Annotated in this window: 14 protein-coding genes and 2 riboswitches; of the genes, 10 read left to right on the top strand and 4 right to left on the bottom strand. The window is 69.2% G+C overall.

Translation table 11 applies throughout. The features are described 5' to 3' along the window. Positions 1–25: 25 nt before the first annotated feature. From glyA to gcvT, 3 genes are all read right to left on the bottom strand, one after another. On the bottom strand, positions 26–1,294 hold the full coding sequence (gene glyA / locus ABB07_RS11940; protein WP_208898701.1) for a serine hydroxymethyltransferase: 1,269 nt from the start codon (positions 1,292–1,294) through the stop codon (positions 26–28). A 14-nt stretch (positions 1,295–1,308) separates the two neighbouring features. Further along, complete coding sequence (gene gcvH, locus ABB07_RS11935) at positions 1,309–1,686, bottom strand: glycine cleavage system protein GcvH (protein WP_208898700.1); 378 nt, start codon at positions 1,684–1,686, stop codon at positions 1,309–1,311. 109 nt (positions 1,687–1,795) lie between these two features. Next, a complete protein-coding gene (gcvT, locus tag ABB07_RS11930; RefSeq protein WP_208898699.1) occupies positions 1,796–2,923 on the bottom strand; it encodes a glycine cleavage system aminomethyltransferase GcvT in 1,128 nt (375 codons plus the stop codon). A gap of 42 nt (positions 2,924–2,965) precedes the next feature. Next, a riboswitch (glycine riboswitch) is annotated at positions 2,966–3,078 on the bottom strand. Beyond that, a riboswitch (glycine riboswitch) is annotated at positions 3,079–3,176 on the bottom strand. 156 nt (positions 3,177–3,332) lie between these two features. Here gcvT and ABB07_RS11925 point away from each other — a divergent pair. The 10 genes from ABB07_RS11925 (at position 3,333) to ABB07_RS11880 (ending at position 14,636) form a co-directional block, all read left to right on the top strand. Then, a complete protein-coding gene (locus ABB07_RS11925) occupies positions 3,333–4,007 on the top strand; it encodes an AAA family ATPase (protein WP_208903396.1) in 675 nt (224 codons plus the stop codon). Positions 4,008–4,049: 42 nt separating this feature from the next. Beyond that, positions 4,050–4,841 carry an enhanced serine sensitivity protein SseB gene (locus tag ABB07_RS11920; protein WP_208898698.1) on the top strand — a complete coding sequence of 264 codons (792 nt, stop codon included), beginning with the start codon at positions 4,050–4,052 and terminating at the stop codon, positions 4,839–4,841. 151 nt (positions 4,842–4,992) lie between these two features. After that, entirely contained in the window at positions 4,993–5,790 is a 798-nt protein-coding gene (locus ABB07_RS11915) for an enhanced serine sensitivity protein SseB C-terminal domain-containing protein (RefSeq protein ID WP_208898697.1), read from the top strand. A 374-nt stretch (positions 5,791–6,164) separates the two neighbouring features. Beyond that, positions 6,165–7,163 carry an ABC transporter permease gene (locus ABB07_RS11910; protein ID WP_208898696.1) on the top strand — a complete coding sequence of 333 codons (999 nt, stop codon included), beginning with the start codon at positions 6,165–6,167 and terminating at the stop codon, positions 7,161–7,163. Positions 7,164–7,190: 27 nt separating this feature from the next. Beyond that, a complete protein-coding gene (locus tag ABB07_RS11905; RefSeq protein WP_208898695.1) occupies positions 7,191–8,933 on the top strand; it encodes an ABC transporter substrate-binding protein in 1,743 nt (580 codons plus the stop codon). Between the two features lie 89 nt (positions 8,934–9,022). Continuing rightward, on the top strand, positions 9,023–10,033 hold the full coding sequence (locus tag ABB07_RS11900) for an ABC transporter permease (RefSeq protein ID WP_208898694.1): 1,011 nt from the start codon (positions 9,023–9,025) through the stop codon (positions 10,031–10,033). Then, positions 10,030–11,112: an ABC transporter ATP-binding protein gene (locus ABB07_RS11895; RefSeq protein ID WP_208898693.1), complete on the top strand. Its 1,083-nt coding sequence runs from the start codon at positions 10,030–10,032 to the stop codon at positions 11,110–11,112. The genes ABB07_RS11900 and ABB07_RS11895 overlap by 4 nt, the downstream gene beginning before the upstream one ends. Positions 11,113–11,123: 11 nt before the next feature. Next, the gene (locus ABB07_RS11890) at positions 11,124–12,437 is read left to right on the top strand and encodes an ABC transporter ATP-binding protein (RefSeq protein WP_208903395.1); all 1,314 of its coding nucleotides are present in this window, start codon (positions 11,124–11,126) and stop codon (positions 12,435–12,437) included. Positions 12,438–12,537: 100 nt separating this feature from the next. Continuing rightward, positions 12,538–13,929 (top strand): M1 family metallopeptidase, encoded by a 1,392-nt coding sequence (locus ABB07_RS11885; protein ID WP_208898692.1) that lies wholly within the window; start codon positions 12,538–12,540, stop codon positions 13,927–13,929. A 47-nt stretch (positions 13,930–13,976) separates the two neighbouring features. Next, positions 13,977–14,636 carry a trimeric intracellular cation channel family protein gene (locus tag ABB07_RS11880; protein ID WP_208898691.1) on the top strand — a complete coding sequence of 220 codons (660 nt, stop codon included), beginning with the start codon at positions 13,977–13,979 and terminating at the stop codon, positions 14,634–14,636. Here the strand turns inward: ABB07_RS11880 and ABB07_RS11875 are convergent. After that, the gene (locus ABB07_RS11875) at positions 14,545–15,867 is read right to left on the bottom strand and encodes an alpha/beta hydrolase (protein WP_208898690.1); all 1,323 of its coding nucleotides are present in this window, start codon (positions 15,865–15,867) and stop codon (positions 14,545–14,547) included. The genes ABB07_RS11880 and ABB07_RS11875 overlap by 92 nt on opposite strands. Positions 15,868–15,892 lie beyond the last annotated feature (25 nt).

Raw genomic sequence — 15,892 nt, 5'->3', positions numbered from 1 at the left:
TGCGCGGTGCCCCGCAAAAGGTGACTTACTTGTTCAGACCCGGGTACAGCGGGTGCTTGTCGGCCAGCGCCTTGACCCGCGCCTTCAGGGCCTCGGCGTCGTACGACGGCTTCAGCGCCTCGGCGATCACGTCCGCGACCTCGGCGAAGTCCTCGGCCGTGAAGCCGCGGGTGGCGAGGGCGGGCGTGCCGATCCGCAGACCCGAGGTGACCATCGGGGGCCGCGGGTCGTTCGGGACCGCGTTGCGGTTGACCGTGATGCCGACCTCGTGGAGCCGGTCCTCGGCCTGCTGCCCGTCCAGCTCGGACTCGCGCAGGTCGACGAGGATCAGGTGCACGTCCGTGCCGCCGGACAGCACGTTCACACCGGCCGCACGGGCGTCCGCCGCCGTCAGGCGCTCGGCGAGGATGCGGGCACCCTCCACCGTACGACGCTGGCGCTCCTTGAACTCCTCCGAGGCGGCGACCTTGAAGGAGACCGCCTTCGCCGCGATCACGTGCTCCAGGGGGCCGCCCTGGAAGCCGGGGAAGACGGAGGAGTTCAGCTTCTTCGCGAAGTCCTTGCCGCGGGCGAGGATGATGCCGCCGCGCGGACCGCCGAGCGTCTTGTGCGTGGTGGAGGTCACCACGTCCGCGTACGGCACGGGGTTCGCGTGCAGACCGGCCGCGACCAGGCCCGCGAAGTGCGCCATGTCGACCCACAGATACGCCTCGACCTCGTCGGCGATCCGGCGGAACGCGGCGAAGTCCAGCTCGCGCGGGTACGCCGACCAGCCCGCGATGATCACCTTCGGGCGGTGCTCCTTGGCCAGCCGCTCGACCTCGGCCATGTCGACCAGGCCGGTCTCGGCGTCCACGTGGTAGGCGACCACGTCGAACTGCTTGCCGGAGAAGTTCAGCCGCATGCCGTGGGTCAGGTGGCCGCCGTGCGCGAGGTCCAGGCCGAGGATGGTGTCCCCGGGCTGGGCCAGCGCGAACAGGGCCGCCTGGTTGGCGGAGGCGCCGGAGTGGGGCTGGACGTTGGCGTACTCGGCGCCGAACAGCTCCTTGACCCGGTCGATGGCGATCTGCTCGGCGACGTCGACGTGCTCGCAGCCGCCGTAGTAGCGGCGGCCCGGGTAGCCCTCGGCGTACTTGTTGGTGAGGACGGAGCCCTGCGCCTCCATCACCGCGAGCGGCGCGAAGTTCTCGGAGGCGATCATCTCCAGCGTGGACTGCTGGCGGCCGAGCTCGGCGTCGACCGCGGCGGCGATCTCCGGGTCCAGCTCGTGCAGGGACGTGTTCAGGACGGTCATACGGCTACGACTCCTCAGCCGGCGTTCTGGGCGGTGTACTCGTCGGCGGAGAGCAGGTCGGCCGGCTCCTCCGCGACGCGCACCTTGAACAGCCAGCCGCCCTCGAAGGGGGCCGAGTTCACCAGCGACGGGTCGTTGACGACGTCCTCGTTGATCTCGGTGATCTCACCGCTGACCGGCGAGTACAGGTCGGAGACCGACTTGGTCGACTCCAGCTCGCCGCAGGTCTCGCCCGCGGACACCGTGGAGCCGACCTCGGGGAGCTGGGCGTAGACGACATCGCCGAGCGCGTTGGCCGCGAACTCCGTGATGCCGACCGTCGACACGCCATCCTCGGCGGGCGACAGCCACTCGTGCTCCTTGCTGTAGCGCAGCTGCTGGGGGTTGCTCATGGCCTGAATTCTCCTGTACGCGCGGGAGTACTGATGACGGGGGGACTGCTGAAGCCGCTGCCGACCAGCGGAAACGTGGGCGGGGTCACACGGTGACCTCGCCCAGTGTCTACTTCTGGCGCTTGTAGAACGGCAGAGCCACGACCTCGTACGGCTCGTGGCTGCCCCGGATGTCCACGCCGACGCCCTCGGTGCCCGGCGCGGCGTGCGCCGCGTCGACGTAGGCCATGGCGATCGGCTTGCCCAGGGTGGGGGAGGGGGCGCCGGAGGTGACCTCGCCGATCACCGCGCCGCCGGCGACGACGGCGTACCCGGCGCGCGGCACCCGGCGGCCCTCGGCGACCAGCCCGACGAGCACCCGCGGCGGGTTCTCCTGGGCCTTGGCGGCGGCCTCCTGGAGCGCCTCGCGCCCCACGAAGTCGCCCTCCTTCTCGAACTTCACCACCCGGCCGAGCCCGGCGTCGAAGGGGGTGAGCGCGGTGGTCAGCTCGTGCCCGTGCAGCGGCATGCCCGCCTCCAGGCGCAGGGTGTCCCGGCAGGACAGGCCGCACGGGACCAGGCCGACGCCCTCGCCGGCCTTGGTCAGCGCCTGCCACAGCTCGACCGCGTGCCCGGGCTTCACGAACAGCTCGAAGCCGTCCTCGCCGGTGTATCCGGTGCGGGCGATCAGGGCCGGGACGCCGGCGACCGTGCCGGGCAGCCCGGCGTAGTACTTCAGGCCGTCGAGGTCGGCGTCGGTGAGGGACTTCAGGATGCCGGGGGACTCCGGCCCCTGGACGGCGATCAGCGCGTACGCGTCCCGGTCGTCGCGCACCTCGGCGTCGAAACCGGCGGAACGCTCGACGAGGGCGTCCAGCACCACCTGGGCGTTGGAGGCGTTGGCGACGACCAGGTACTCGGTCTCGGCGAGCCGGTAGACGATCAGGTCGTCCAGGATGCCGCCGTCGGCCTGGCAGATCATGGTGTAGCGGGCGCGGCCCACGCCGACGGAGGCGATGTTGCCGACCAGGGCGTAGTTCAGGAGCGCGGCCGCCCCGTCGCCGGTCACGGTGATCTCGCCCATGTGGGAGAGGTCGAAGAGACCCGCCTTCGTGCGCACGGCGATGTGCTCGTCGCGCTCGGAGCCGTAGCGCAGCGGCATGTCCCAGCCGGCGAAGTCGGTCATCGTCGCACCGAGCGAGCGATGCAGGGCATCCAGCGCGGTGTGGCGCAGCTCAGTGGGTTCGGTACTGCTCATCGGTCGGTCGTCTCCCAGGGAATGACAGGCGAGGAACAACGTTCCTCCCCATCTGTCATCGGAACCTGAGAGGTTCGCCAGGACCGCCACGGGGGCGATCACGGCTTGCACCTTGGGTGGAGCCACTGTCGCAGCGGCCCGCTTTTCAGATGTGCCTCGCCCGCGCGGTAACGGGGCCTGAGAGATTCAAGGGAGGGACTTGCTCCTTCGGCGTCCCAGCGAAGGCTGCTGGGAACTCTCCCGCGCGGATTCAAGCGGCCGGTATGCAGTTGGCGGCCACATCATTGCACGGCGAGCGGGCTTTTGTAACCGACCTGTGGCAGGACGCGGACCCCGCCACCGACATCGCCCATTACCTTCTCTTTACGCATCACGGGAATGAAGATTACCGAGCAGGCAGGGGAGGACGATCACGGTGAACAGGACCCCGGTGTACGCCACCGCCACGACCGGCATCGCGGTGCCGAGGCAGCGTCCCGCCCCGCTGCCGGTCGTCCGCGACCTGCGCGAGCGCGCCGGCCGCGGCCCGCGCGCCCTGGTCTTCGGCCCCCGCGACCTGGTCGTGATCACCGGCCTGCCCGGCAGCGGCAAGTCCACCCTGATGCGGCGCGCGGTCCCGGGCGGCCGTGTCGACTCCCAGGACACCCGGGACCGCTGGGACACCCGCGCTCCCCGCTTCCTGCCCTATGCCTGCTACCGGCCTCTGGTCCGCCTGGCCCACTACGCCGGTCTGCGCCGCGCGCTGCGCACCGGGGAGGGCGTCGTGGTGCACGACTGCGGCACCCAGCCCTGGGTGCGCGCCTGGCTCGCCCGCGAGGCACGGCGCCGCGGCGGCACCCTCCATCTGCTCCTTCTCGATGTCACCCCCGAGGCCGCCCGCGAGGGCCAGCGCGAGCGCGGCCGGGCCGTCTCCTGCTACGCCTTCCGCCGCCACCGCCGTACGACCGCCCGGCTGCTCGCCGTGGCCGAACGGGGCGAGCTGCCCGCCGGCTGCGGCTCGGCGATCCTGCTGGACCGCCCGGCGGCGGACGCCCTGCACCGGATCGAGTTCACGGGGGAGGGCACTGTCACAACCACCCGATAGCCTTCATGGTCACAGCAGTGGTTCCCAGCAGGCGGTAGGCAGATGGACTTCCCGGCGGACATTCCCGCGGACTTCCCGGCACAGGCGCACCCCCAGCCGCACGGCGGCTGGCCCGGCAACGAGCTGGAGGAGGTGCTCTCGGCCTCCCTCGGCATACCCGCGGCGGCCGGCCGGATCATCGAGGTGCTGGGCCGCAGCCTGCTCTGGATCCCGCTGCCGAACGGCGGCGGCCCGGACAGCGGCCCGCTCGACCTGCCCACCCTGGACATCGAGGGCCAGGTGTACGTCCCGGTCTTCAGCTCCGAGGAGCAGCTGCGCCAGGCGGCCGGCTCCCACATGGGGTACACCATCGCCCCCGCCGTGGAGTTCGCCCGCGGCCTGCCCCCGCAGGTCGGCATCGCGGTGAACCCCGACGCCCTGGTCGGCATCCCGCTCCCGCCCGCGGCGGTGGCCGAGCTGTGCCGGGCCGGCCGTACCCCGCTGGACGGCCCGAACACCGGCGCCCGGGTCCGCCTCTTCGAGCCCGACTGGCAGGAGGACCCGATCGACTTCCTCTCCGCCGCCTCCGCCGAGTTCGCCGAGACCGGCGTGGTCCGCACCGCCCGCCGCTGCCTGGCCGCCATAGAGACGGACGACCCGGTCATGTTCGTCGGCGTCGAACTCTCCCAGTGGGAGGGCGACCTGCGCACCCTCCCCCTGCAGGCCCTCGGCCGGGCCCTCGGCAAAGTCCCGGTCAAGTGGCCGGTCAACCTGGTCCTCCTGGACGTGACGGACGACCCGGTGGCCGCATGGCTGAGGACGAACGTGCGGCCGTTCTATCAGTACGGTCACTGATCAGCGGGCCGGAGGGCAGCGGACCCGAGGGGCGCGGGGACCTGCGCGAGTACCACCCACACCCCCGCACTCGCGCACGGACACAAGGCCCCGAGCTACTAGGCGCATAAGCTGTCTCCAAACACCGGGGCACAAAAGAAGGGCACGACAGGTGAGCGCCAGCCACAGCGGCAGCGTCGGCGTCGGCGTCGAACACACGCTGCGCCAGGTCACCCCCGGCCGCTACGACGCCTACGAGGCCCTGCTCCGCGCCCTCGCCACCCCCTCCTCCGGCCAGATCTGGATGCTCCTGTGGCACGGCCAGGCCGGTTCCCCGGACGCCCAGTACGGGAACATGGAGGTCGACGGCTTCCAGTACGCCCCCTGCGTCACCTCCGCCCAGGAGCTCTCGGCCAGCGGCTGGAACCGGTCGTACGAGGTCGTCGACGGGCTCGACGTGGCCCGCACCCTCTACCCCGACCACTACGGCCTCTGGCTCAACCCGCACGCCCCCGGCGGCGGCGTCGGCATCCCCTGGCTGGACCTGCGCCGCATCGCCACCGGCCTGGACCGCCAGCCCGCGGGCCCGCTCCGGCTGACCGAACCCGGCATCGAGATCCCGCAGTTCTACGCCCTCCTCGCGCAGAACGCCCACCGCACCCCGGCCCTGCGCGCCCTGCGCCGCGCCTGGGTGCAGCCGGCGCTCGGTGCGCCGTACCTCGCCATCGGCCTGGACGTGTACGACACCTCCCCGGCCGCGGTCGACTCGGTGCGCGCGATGATGCAGCAGTCCGTCGGCGCGGTCCCGGAGGGCCTGCCGGTGTCCACGGTCGCGATGACCGACGACTACGACCCGGTCGTGATGTGGATGCGGGCGAACGCCCGGCCGTTCTACGACCGCGAGGCCCACGCGGCCCCGGCGCCCGCGGCCGGCCCGGGATACGGATACACGAGCCCCCGGTCCTACTGAGCACTCAACCGCTGTGACGCAGGTCACGCCTGTGCGTCCTGTCCTCAACCACCCTGTATGTCCGCCCGGTTCGGGGCGGGGTGCCCCTCGATGTCCACGTCCGGCAGCCGATCTTTCCTGTTCGGATAACGGAACCCCCTAGGCGGCATCACGTTTATGCATACTTTCTCCATCAGGCCTGGCGCGTGATCGAGAGCCCGTTGAAGACTCGCCTCTCAAGACGCGAGGCCGTCGATCCTGTGCCCGAACCAGTCACAGGATCGGCTGGATCTCTGGGCCGTCACCAACGTGCGGCCGGCGCAGGTAAGGGAACCAAGCCGCCCACAGCGGCGGACAAAGGCCGGTCACCACCGGCGAGAGGGGTCAGGTCAACTGTGACCGCACCGATCGAGACCACCGGGGCAGAGGCCGGAGCGCCTCCCGAGTCCGTGCTCGCCGGGGCCAAGAAGAGCCAGATCGAAGGGCGTTCACTCAGCCAGATCGCCTGGACCCGGTTCAAGCGGGACAAGGTGGCCGTGGCGGGCGGCGTCGTCGTCATTCTGCTCGTACTGATGGCGGTGCTCGCCAAGCCGATCGAGTGGATCTTCGGGCTCGACCCGGACAAGTTCCACCAGGACCTCATCGACCCGGCGCTCCTCGCGCCCAAGGGCGGCTTCGGCGGCATGACTTGGGCACACCCGCTGGGTGTGGACCCGCAGTACGGCCGCGACATGCTCGCCCGCATCATCGACGGCTCCTGGGTCTCCCTCCTGGTCGCCGGCGGCGCCACCCTCCTCTCGGTGGTCATCGGCACCGTGCTGGGCGTCATCGCCGGCTACTACGGCGGCTGGGTCGACAGCCTCATCAGCAAGCTCATGGACACCTTCCTGGCCTTCCCGCTGCTGCTGTTCGCCATCGCGATCTCGGCCTCGGTGCAGGACGGCTTCTTCGGGCTCAACGGCCTGCCGCTGCGGATCTCCGTGCTGATCTTCGTGATCGGCTTCTTCAGCTGGCCCTACATCGGCCGCATCGTGCGCGCCCAGACGATGACCCTGCGCAGGCGGGAGTTCGTCGAGGCCGCCACCAGCCTGGGAGCCCGTGGTCCGTACATCCTGTTCCGGGAACTGCTCCCCAACCTCGTCGCGCCGATCCTCGTCTACTCGACGCTGATCATCCCGACGAACATCCTCTTCGAGGCCGCGCTGAGCTTCCTCGGAGTCGGCATCGCCCCGCCGCAGGCCTCCTGGGGCGGCATGCTCAGCAATGCCGTGGATCTCTACACCGCAGATCCGCAGTACATGTTCGTGCCCGGACTGGCGATCTTCATCACCGTCCTGGCCTTCAACCTGCTGGGTGACGGGCTGCGTGACGCGCTCGACCCTCGCAGCAAGTGATCCATCGATAGAGGGGCTTTCCTCAACGTGAAGACCAGAAGGGTTATCACCGCCGTGGCCACGGTCACGGTGCTCTCCCTGAGCGCGGCCGCTTGCGGCGGTGGGAGCAAGAGCAGCAGTGGTGGCGGCAGCGGCAGCAAGGACGCGGCGCTGAACTCCATCGTCAACGCGTCCAGCAAGAAGGGGGGTACGGTCACGCTGGAGGACTCCGACGTGCCGGACTCCCTGGACCCGGGCAACACCTACTACGGCTTCGTGCAGAACTTCTCGCGCCTGTACGCGCGGACCCTCGTCACGTTCAAGCCGGCCGCGGGCAAGGACGGCCTCACGGTCGTCCCGGACCTCGCGACGTCCCTCGGTACGCCGAGCAAGGACGCCAAAACCTGGACCTACCACCTGCGTCCGGGCCTGAAGTTCGACGACGGGTCCCCGATCACGTCGAAGGACGTCAAGTACGCCATCGAGCGCTCCAACTTCGCGCCCGAGGCCCTGTCCAACGGCCCGACGTACTTCAAGTCGTACCTGCAGGGTGGTGACAAGTACAAGGGCCCCTACAAGGACAAGAAGGGCCTGGACTCCATCGCCACCCCGGACGACAACACGATCGTCTTCCACCTGAACCAGCCGTTCGCCGACTTCGACTACCTGGCGACCTTCTCCCAGACGGCCCCCGTGCCGCAGGCGAAGGACGACGGTGCGAAGTACGTGCAGCACATCGTGTCCTCCGGTCCCTACAAGTTCTCGTCGTACGAGGAGGGCGCCAGCGCCACCCTCGTCCGCAACCCGAACTGGGACCCGAAGACGGACCCGATCCGCAAGGCGCTGCCGGACAAGATCAACGTCAAGTTCAAGGTCAACCCGGTCTCGATCGACAACGACCTGCTCGCCGACAAGGTCACGGCCGACATCGCCGGCGCCGGTGTGCAGCCGCAGACCCAGCCGAAGATCCTGAACGGCAAGTACGCCAAGCAGACGGACAACTCCTACGCGGGCGCGACGTCGTACATGGCGCTGAACCAGCACGTGGCGCCGTTCGACAACATCCACTGCCGCAAGGCCGTCCAGTGGGCCGTCGACAAGCAGTCGGCGCTCGACGCCATGGGCGGTGCCCCGAAGGGTGACGTCGCCACCACGCTGCTGCCGCCGAGCGTCAACGGCTACACCAAGTTCGACACGTACCCGACCCCGGGCAACAAGGGCGACGTGGCCAAGGCCAAGGCCGAGCTCAAGCTGTGCGGCAAGCCGAACGGCTTCTCCACCACGCTGACGGCCCGTTCCGACCGTCCCGCCGAGGTCGCCGCGGCCACGGCCATCCAGAACTCGCTGAAGGCCGTCGGGATCAACGCCGACATCAAGCAGTTCCCCGCCGGTAAGTACTTCTCCAACTTCGCCGGTGTCCCGAGCTACGTCCACGACCACAAGCTCGGCATGATGATGACCGCATGGGGTGCCGACTGGCCCACGGGCTACGGCTTCCTGGACCAGATCATCGACGGTTCGGCCATCAAGCCCTCGGGCGGCAACAACCTCAGCGAGCTGAACGACCCGAAGATCAACGCGGCGCTCAAGGCCGCCATCTCCAACACCGATGCCGCCGCCCGCACCAAGGCCTGGGGCGACATCGACAAGATGGTGCAGGACAACGCCTCCATCGTCCCGCTCGTCTACCGCAAGAACCTGCTGATCAGGCCCACGTCCGCGACCAACGTCACGGTCACGCAGGCGTACCTCGGCATGTACGACTACCTGCTGCTGAGCTCCTCGAAGTAACAGCAGGCCGGATACCCCTGAAAGGCAGGTGAAGGCACCGGGTGGCCGGGGCGGACACACCCCGCCCCGGCCCCCGGAGCCGCACAGCTGTGGCTGCGTACATCATCCGACGCGTCTTCGGCGCATTGGTACTGCTGCTGGTGGTCAGCGCAGTCACCTTCGCCATCTTCTTCCTGGTCCCCCGTCTGGGCGGCCAGACAGCCACCCAGCTGGCCACCCAGTACGTCGGCAAGGACGCCAACCCCGAGTCCATTGCCGCGATCAAGCACAACCTGGGACTCGACCAGCCCATCTACATCCAGTACTGGGACTACATCAAGGGCCTGTTCGTGGGCGCCGACTACAAGTTCGGCCCCGATGCGACGCACTGCAGCGCCCCCTGCTTCGGGTACTCCTTCAAGAGTCACGTCGAAGTGTGGCCCCAGCTCCAGCAGCGCATCCCGGTCTCCTTCTCGCTGGCCGTCGGCGCGGCCGTGATCTGGCTGATCTTCGGTGTGACGACCGGTGTCATCTCGGCGCTGCGCAAGGGCAAGCCGGTGGACCGCATCTCGATGTTCATCGCGCTCGCCGGCGTCTCGCTGCCGATCTTCTTCACCGGCCAGGTGATGAACGCGCTGTTCGTCTACCAGTGGCCCATCTGGGACAGCACGGACTACGTGCCGTTCACCCAGAACCCGGCCGACTGGGCCTGGCACCTGCTGCTGCCCTGGATCAGCCTCGCGTTCCTCTTCTCCGCCACCTACGCCCGGCTCACCCGGGCGGGCATGCTGGAGACGATGAGCGAGGACTACATCCGGACGGCACGTGCCAAGGGCCTCAAGGAGGCCGTCGTCGTCACCAAGCACGGGCTGCGTTCCACGCTCACCCCGATCGTGACCATCTTCGGCATGGACTTCGGCACCCTCATCGGCACCGCGGTCCTCACCGAGACCGTCTTCTCCCTGCAGGGTGTCGGCGCGTACTCCATCCAGGCCATCAAGGACAACGACCTGCCCATCGTGATGGGCGTGACCCTGGTCGCCGCGTTCTTCATCGTCTTCTGCAACCTCGTCGTCGACCTGGTGTACGCAGCCATCGACCCCCGCGTGAGGTACTCGTGAGCAAGCTCGAAAAGGCGGCGCTCGGCGAACCGGCCGGCACCGCCCCCTCCGACGCCGACGACGCGTTCCTCTCCGTACGCGATCTGCGCATCCACTTCAACACCGACGACGGCCTGGTCAAGTCGGTGGACGGGGTCAGCTTCGACGTCCAGCGGGGCAAGACCCTGGGCATCGTCGGTGAGTCCGGTTCCGGCAAGTCCGTCACCTCGCTCGGCGTGATGGGCCTGCACCGTTCGGCCAACGCCAAGGTCTCCGGCGAGGTCTGGCTGGACGGCCAGGAACTGATCGGCGCCGACCCGGACGAGGTCCGGCGGATGCGCGGCCGCAAGATGGCGATGATCTTCCAGGACCCGCTGTCCGCGATGCACCCCTACTACACGGTCGGGGCGCAGATCGTCGAGGCCTACCGGGTCCACCACAAGGTCACCAAGAAGGTCGCCAAGCAGCGGGCGATCGAGATGCTGGACCGCGTGGGCATCCCGGAGCCGGCCAAGCGCGTCGACAGCTACCCGCACGAGTTCTCCGGCGGTATGCGCCAGCGCGCGATGATCGCGATGGCACTGGTGAACAACCCCGAGCTGCTCATCGCCGACGAGCCGACCACCGCCCTGGACGTCACCGTGCAGGCGCAGATCCTGGACCTGATCCGGGACCTGCAGAAGGAGTTCGGCTCCGCGGTCATCATGATCACGCACGATCTGGGCGTGGTCGCGGAGATGGCCGACGACCTGCTGGTCATGTACGGCGGCCGGTGCGTCGAGCGCGGGCCGGCCGACGAGGTGTTCGAGGCGCCCCGGCACCCCTACACCTGGGGCCTGCTCGGTTCGATGCCGCGGCTGGACCGGGAGGAGACCGACCGGCTCATCCCGATCAAGGGCTCCCCGCCCTCCCTCATCAACGTCCCGTCCGGCTGCGCCTTCAACCCGCGCTGCCCGTACGCGGACATCCCGAAGGACAACGTCACCCGCACGGTCCGCCCCGAGCTGACCGAGGTCGGCAGCGGACACTGGGCGGCCTGCCACATGACGCAGGAGCAGCGGGAGCGTATCTGGACCGAAGAGATTGCGCCGAAGCTGTGAGCGACGAAAAAGTGAGCATCCCCGCGCAGAGTGACGGTGCCGCCACCGAGGCCACCGCCGTCTCCGACGGCGAGATCCTGCTGAAGGTGACCGGACTCCAGAAGCACTTCCCGATCCGCAAGGGCCTGCTGCAGCGGCAGGTCGGGGCGGTGCGCGCCGTGGACGGCATCGACTTCGAGGTGCGCAAGGGCGAGACCCTGGGCGTCGTGGGCGAGTCGGGCTGCGGCAAGTCGACCATGGGCCGGCTGATCACCCGGCTGCTCGAACCGACCGCCGGCACGGTGGAGTTCGAGGGCAAGGACATCACGCACCTCGGCGTGGGCGGGATGCGTCCCATGCGCCGCGACGTGCAGATGATCTTCCAGGACCCGTACTCGTCGCTGAACCCGCGCCACACCATCGGCACGATCGTCGGCGCGCCCTTCAAGCTCCAGGGCGTCGAGCCCGAGGGCGGCATCAAGAAGGAAGTGCAGCGGCTGCTGTCGGTGGTCGGTCTCAACCCCGAGCACTACAACCGCTACCCGCACGAGTTCTCCGGCGGCCAGCGCCAGCGCATCGGCATCGCCCGCGCGCTCGCCCTGAAGCCGAAGCTGGTGGTCGCCGACGAGCCGGTGTCCGCGCTGGACGTGTCGATCCAGGCGCAGGTCGTGAACCTGCTGGACGACCTCCAGGAGGAGCTGGGCCTGACGTACGTGATCATCGCGCACGACCTCTCGGTCGTCCGGCACGTCTCGGACCGGATCGCGGTGATGTACCTCGGCAAGGTCGTGGAGCTCGCCGACCGGGACTCGCTGTACAAGGCGCCGATGCACCCGTACACCAAGGCGCTGATGTCGGCGGTGCCGATCCCGGACCCGAAGCGGAAGAACGTCAAGAGCGAGCGCATCCTGCTCAAGGGCGACGTGCCCTCCCCGATCGCGCCGCCCAGCGGCTGCCGCTTCCACACCCGGTGCTGGAAGGCGACGGAGATCTGCCGGACGACCGAGCCGGCGCTGCTGGAGCTGAGGCCCGGTCAGCGGGTGGCGTGCCACCACCCGGAGAACTTCGCGGACCAGGCCCCGCAGGACACGGTGCTGCTCTCCGCGGCCAAGGAGGCGGCCGAACTGGTCGCCGACGAGGTCCTCGCGGAGTCCGCCGAGACGTCGGCGGCGGTGGCGGCGGAGCTGGCCGAAGAGGCAGCTGAGGAGACCGCGCCCGCGGAGGAGGCTGCCGAGGAGACCGCCGCGGAGGCGTCCGCGGCGACCGCCGAGGACACCTCTGAGGAATCCACTGAGGAATCCACCGAGGCCTCCGAATCCGGCTCCCAGGAGTCAACCGGCAAGTAGCACATGACAACTAGGCAAAGTCATGTACATGCCTGAGCGGGAGAGCGCACAGTCGTCCGTGTCCGACCACTGATCGGCACACGCTCGAAAGGGACGACTGATGGCACTCTCCCGTTCGGCACGTCTGGGGACCGTCGCGACCGCGGCGGTCTCCTTCCTCGTCATCGCCGCCGCGCCCGCCCCCACCCCCGGCGCCCCCGGCATCGGCGACTCCTACTTCCCGAACCTCGGCAACGGCGGCTTCGACGCCCTCCACTACGACCTCGACGTCGCCTACGCCCCCGACACCGGCCGCCTGCAGGGCCGTACGACCCTCACCGCGCGCGCCACGCAGAACCTCTCCTCCTTCGACCTCGACCTCCAGCTGCTGGACGTCAGCCGCGTCGAAGTCGACGGCAGACGCGCCGAGTTCACCCGCACCGGGGACGAACTCGTCATCACCCCGCGCCACAGCCTCGCCCGGGGCCGGGACTTCCGGGTGTCCGTCACCTACGGCGGCGTACCGCAGCCCCTCGGCGGCCCCATCGTCTTCGGCTCCAAGTACGGCTGGATGAAGACCGCCGACGGGGTCTTCGTGGCCTGCGAGCCCAACGCCGCGTCCACCTGGTTCCCCTCCAGCGACCACCCCGCCGACAAGGCCACCTACGACATCCGGATCAAGGCGCCCGAGGGCCTGACCGGCGTCTCCAACGGCCGCCTCGTGTCGACGTACTCCAGGGGCGGCTCGACGTACACCCACTGGCGCGAGTCGAGGCCGATGGCGACCTACCTCGCGACCGCCACCATCGGGAGGTTCGACGTCCGCACCGGGCGCACCCCCGGCGGCATCCCGATCTACGTCGCCATCGACCCGGTGCTGAAGAACAGCAACAGCGTCGACGTGTACGCCGTCACCGCCGCCGCCACCGACTACTGGTCGCAGGTCTTCGGGCCGTACCCGTTCGAGGAGACCGGTGCGATCGTGGACGACATGCCCGAGGCCGGGTTTTCGCTGGAGGTGCAGAGCAAGCCCGCCTACTCGGCCGTCCGCAATGAGACGACCATCGTGCACGAGCTGGCCCACCAGTGGTTCGGCGACTCGGTGAGCGTGGCCCGGTGGAAGGACATCTGGCTGAACGAGGGCTTCGCCACCTACGCCCAGTGGCTGTGGGCGGAGCACCAGGGCACCAGGTCGGCGCACGACTCCTTCCTGGCCGCGTACGACGCCCGCCCGGCCGACAACGCCTTCTGGCAGATCAAGGTCGCCGACCCGCAGCGCGACACGATGTTCGCCTCCGCCGTCTACCAGCGCGGCGCGATGACGCTCCAGATGCTCCGGGAACGGATCGGCGACCGCGCGTTCTTCAGGCTGCTGCCCGCCTGGACCCGGCTGCACCGGTACGGCAACGCGGACACCGCCGGCTTCATCCGCCTCGCCGAGCGCGTCAGCGGGCAGAAGCTGGACGATTTCTTCCGCACCTGGCTGTTCACCACAGGGAAACCCACCCTGTAAGCCTGGCTTTGTAAGGTTCACACCCTTCGCTGGGTGAGAATGTCAGGGTGCAGCTCCAGCAACTCTTCAGTCCCTCCGTCCAGCACACGCTCGATGTCATCGGCATCTTCGTGTTCGCGATCTCCGGCGCGCTGCTGGCCGTCCGGAAGAACTTCGACGTCTTCGGCATCGCCGTCCTCGCCGAGGTGACCGCGCTGGGCGGAGGGCTGTTCCGCGATCTGGTCATCGGAGCCGTGCCCCCGGCCGCCTTCACCGACCTCGGGTACTTCCTCACGCCGCTGCTGGCCGCGCTCGTCGTCTTCTTCCTGCACCCGCACGTGGAACGCATCCAGTCGGCGGTGCTGGTCTTCGACGCGGCCGGCCTCGGCCTGTTCTGCGTCAGCGGTACGACGAAGGCGTACAGCTACGGCCTGAACCTGACCGCGTCGGCGACGCTGGGCCTCGCCACCGCCGTCGGCGGCGGTGTGCTGCGGGACGTCCTCGCCAACGAGGTGCCCTCACTGCTGCGCTGGGACCGCGATCTGTACGCGGTCCCAGCGATCGTCGGCGCGACCATGGTGGTGCTGTTCATCCGCTATGACGCCCTGACCCCCCTCACCAGTGGGCTCGCGGTCGTCACCGCTTTTGTGCTGCGCCTGCTCGCGATGCGGTTCCACTGGCGAGCTCCGCGCGCGTGGAACCGCCGGTCGACGGTGACCGAGGAGTAGTTCCGGTGGTTCCGGTTCCGGTGGTTCCCGCGGTGCCGGTGGCTCCGGCGGCGGTTCCGGTAAGAGAACCCGTGGTTCCGGTAAGAGACTTGTCCTGGCCCGTGGCGTGGTTCTGGCCCATCTGCAGCGTCAGCCAGCGGAACACCGTGTCGACCTGGGGCCGCCACAGCGCCATGTTGTGGCCGCCCGCGCTGTGCGGGAGGAACACCACGTGCACGGTCGTGGGCGCCTTGGCGATGGACTCCAGCGCCACGCCCGCCTGATAGCCGTCGCCGGACTCGCCGGAGATGTACAGCGCGACCCGCGGCGGCACGGGCTGCTTCTTCAGGATCAGGTACGGGTTGTTCTCGGCGCGCAGGGTGGGGTTCTGCGCGGCGAGGGAGTTGCGCTCGCCGATCGGGTCGTTGTAGCCGGACAGGCTCACGGCGGCCCGGTACCGGTCCGGGTGCGCCACGGCCAGCTTGACCGCGCAGTGCGCGCCGGCCGAGTAACCGGCGACGGCCCAGCCCTGCGGCGCCGGCTGGGCCCGGAAGTTGTCCATGACCATCTTCGGCACGTCGATGCTGAGCCAGGTGTCGGCGTTGACCTGCCACGGGATGTTGGCGCAGCCGGTGTCCACGCCGGCCAGCAGGTTGGTGCGCGGGGCGACCAGGATGAAGGGCGCCACCTGGCCGCTCTTCATCAGCGGCAGCAGCTGCTCATGGGCCTTCATGGATCCGAACCACGCCTTCGCCGAACCCGGGTAGCCCGGGAGCAGCTCCACCACCGGGAACTTCTTGTTGCGGTAGGCCGGCTCGTCGTACTGCGGCGGCAGCCAGACGTAGACCTCGGCGTTCACCCCGGAGACCCGGCCCTTGAGCTGGGTGACCTTCACTCCGCCGGCCGCGTGCATACCGGGTCCGTCGGCCCTCGTGAAGGTCTGCTTGACCTTGGGCAACCGTTTCACCGCTATCCCGCCGGTACCGTCGCTGCCCAGGTCCTGGGCCTGCTGGACGTGGTTGCCGGTACCGAGCAGGTCGGCCCAGTTGTCGTACAGGTTGTTCTGGTTGTTGACCAGGACGAAGATCAACGTGACGGCCGTGCCCTGGGCGAACAGCAGCATCAGCACGCGGACCGCGGCACGCAGGGGCCTGGGCCCGCGCACCCGCGACCACAGCAAGAGCGGCAGTATCAGGGCGACCACGGCCAGCACGATGGTCGTGTAGAGGAACGGAGTCCCGGTGAGGCTCATGTCCCCATAGAGGGGAAACCGGGGC

Source organism: Streptomyces incarnatus (assembly GCF_001027185.1).
Classification (GTDB): Bacteria; Actinomycetota; Actinomycetes; order Streptomycetales; family Streptomycetaceae; genus Streptomyces; species Streptomyces puniciscabiei.
This window is presented reverse-complemented; position numbering and strand designations above follow the sequence as displayed.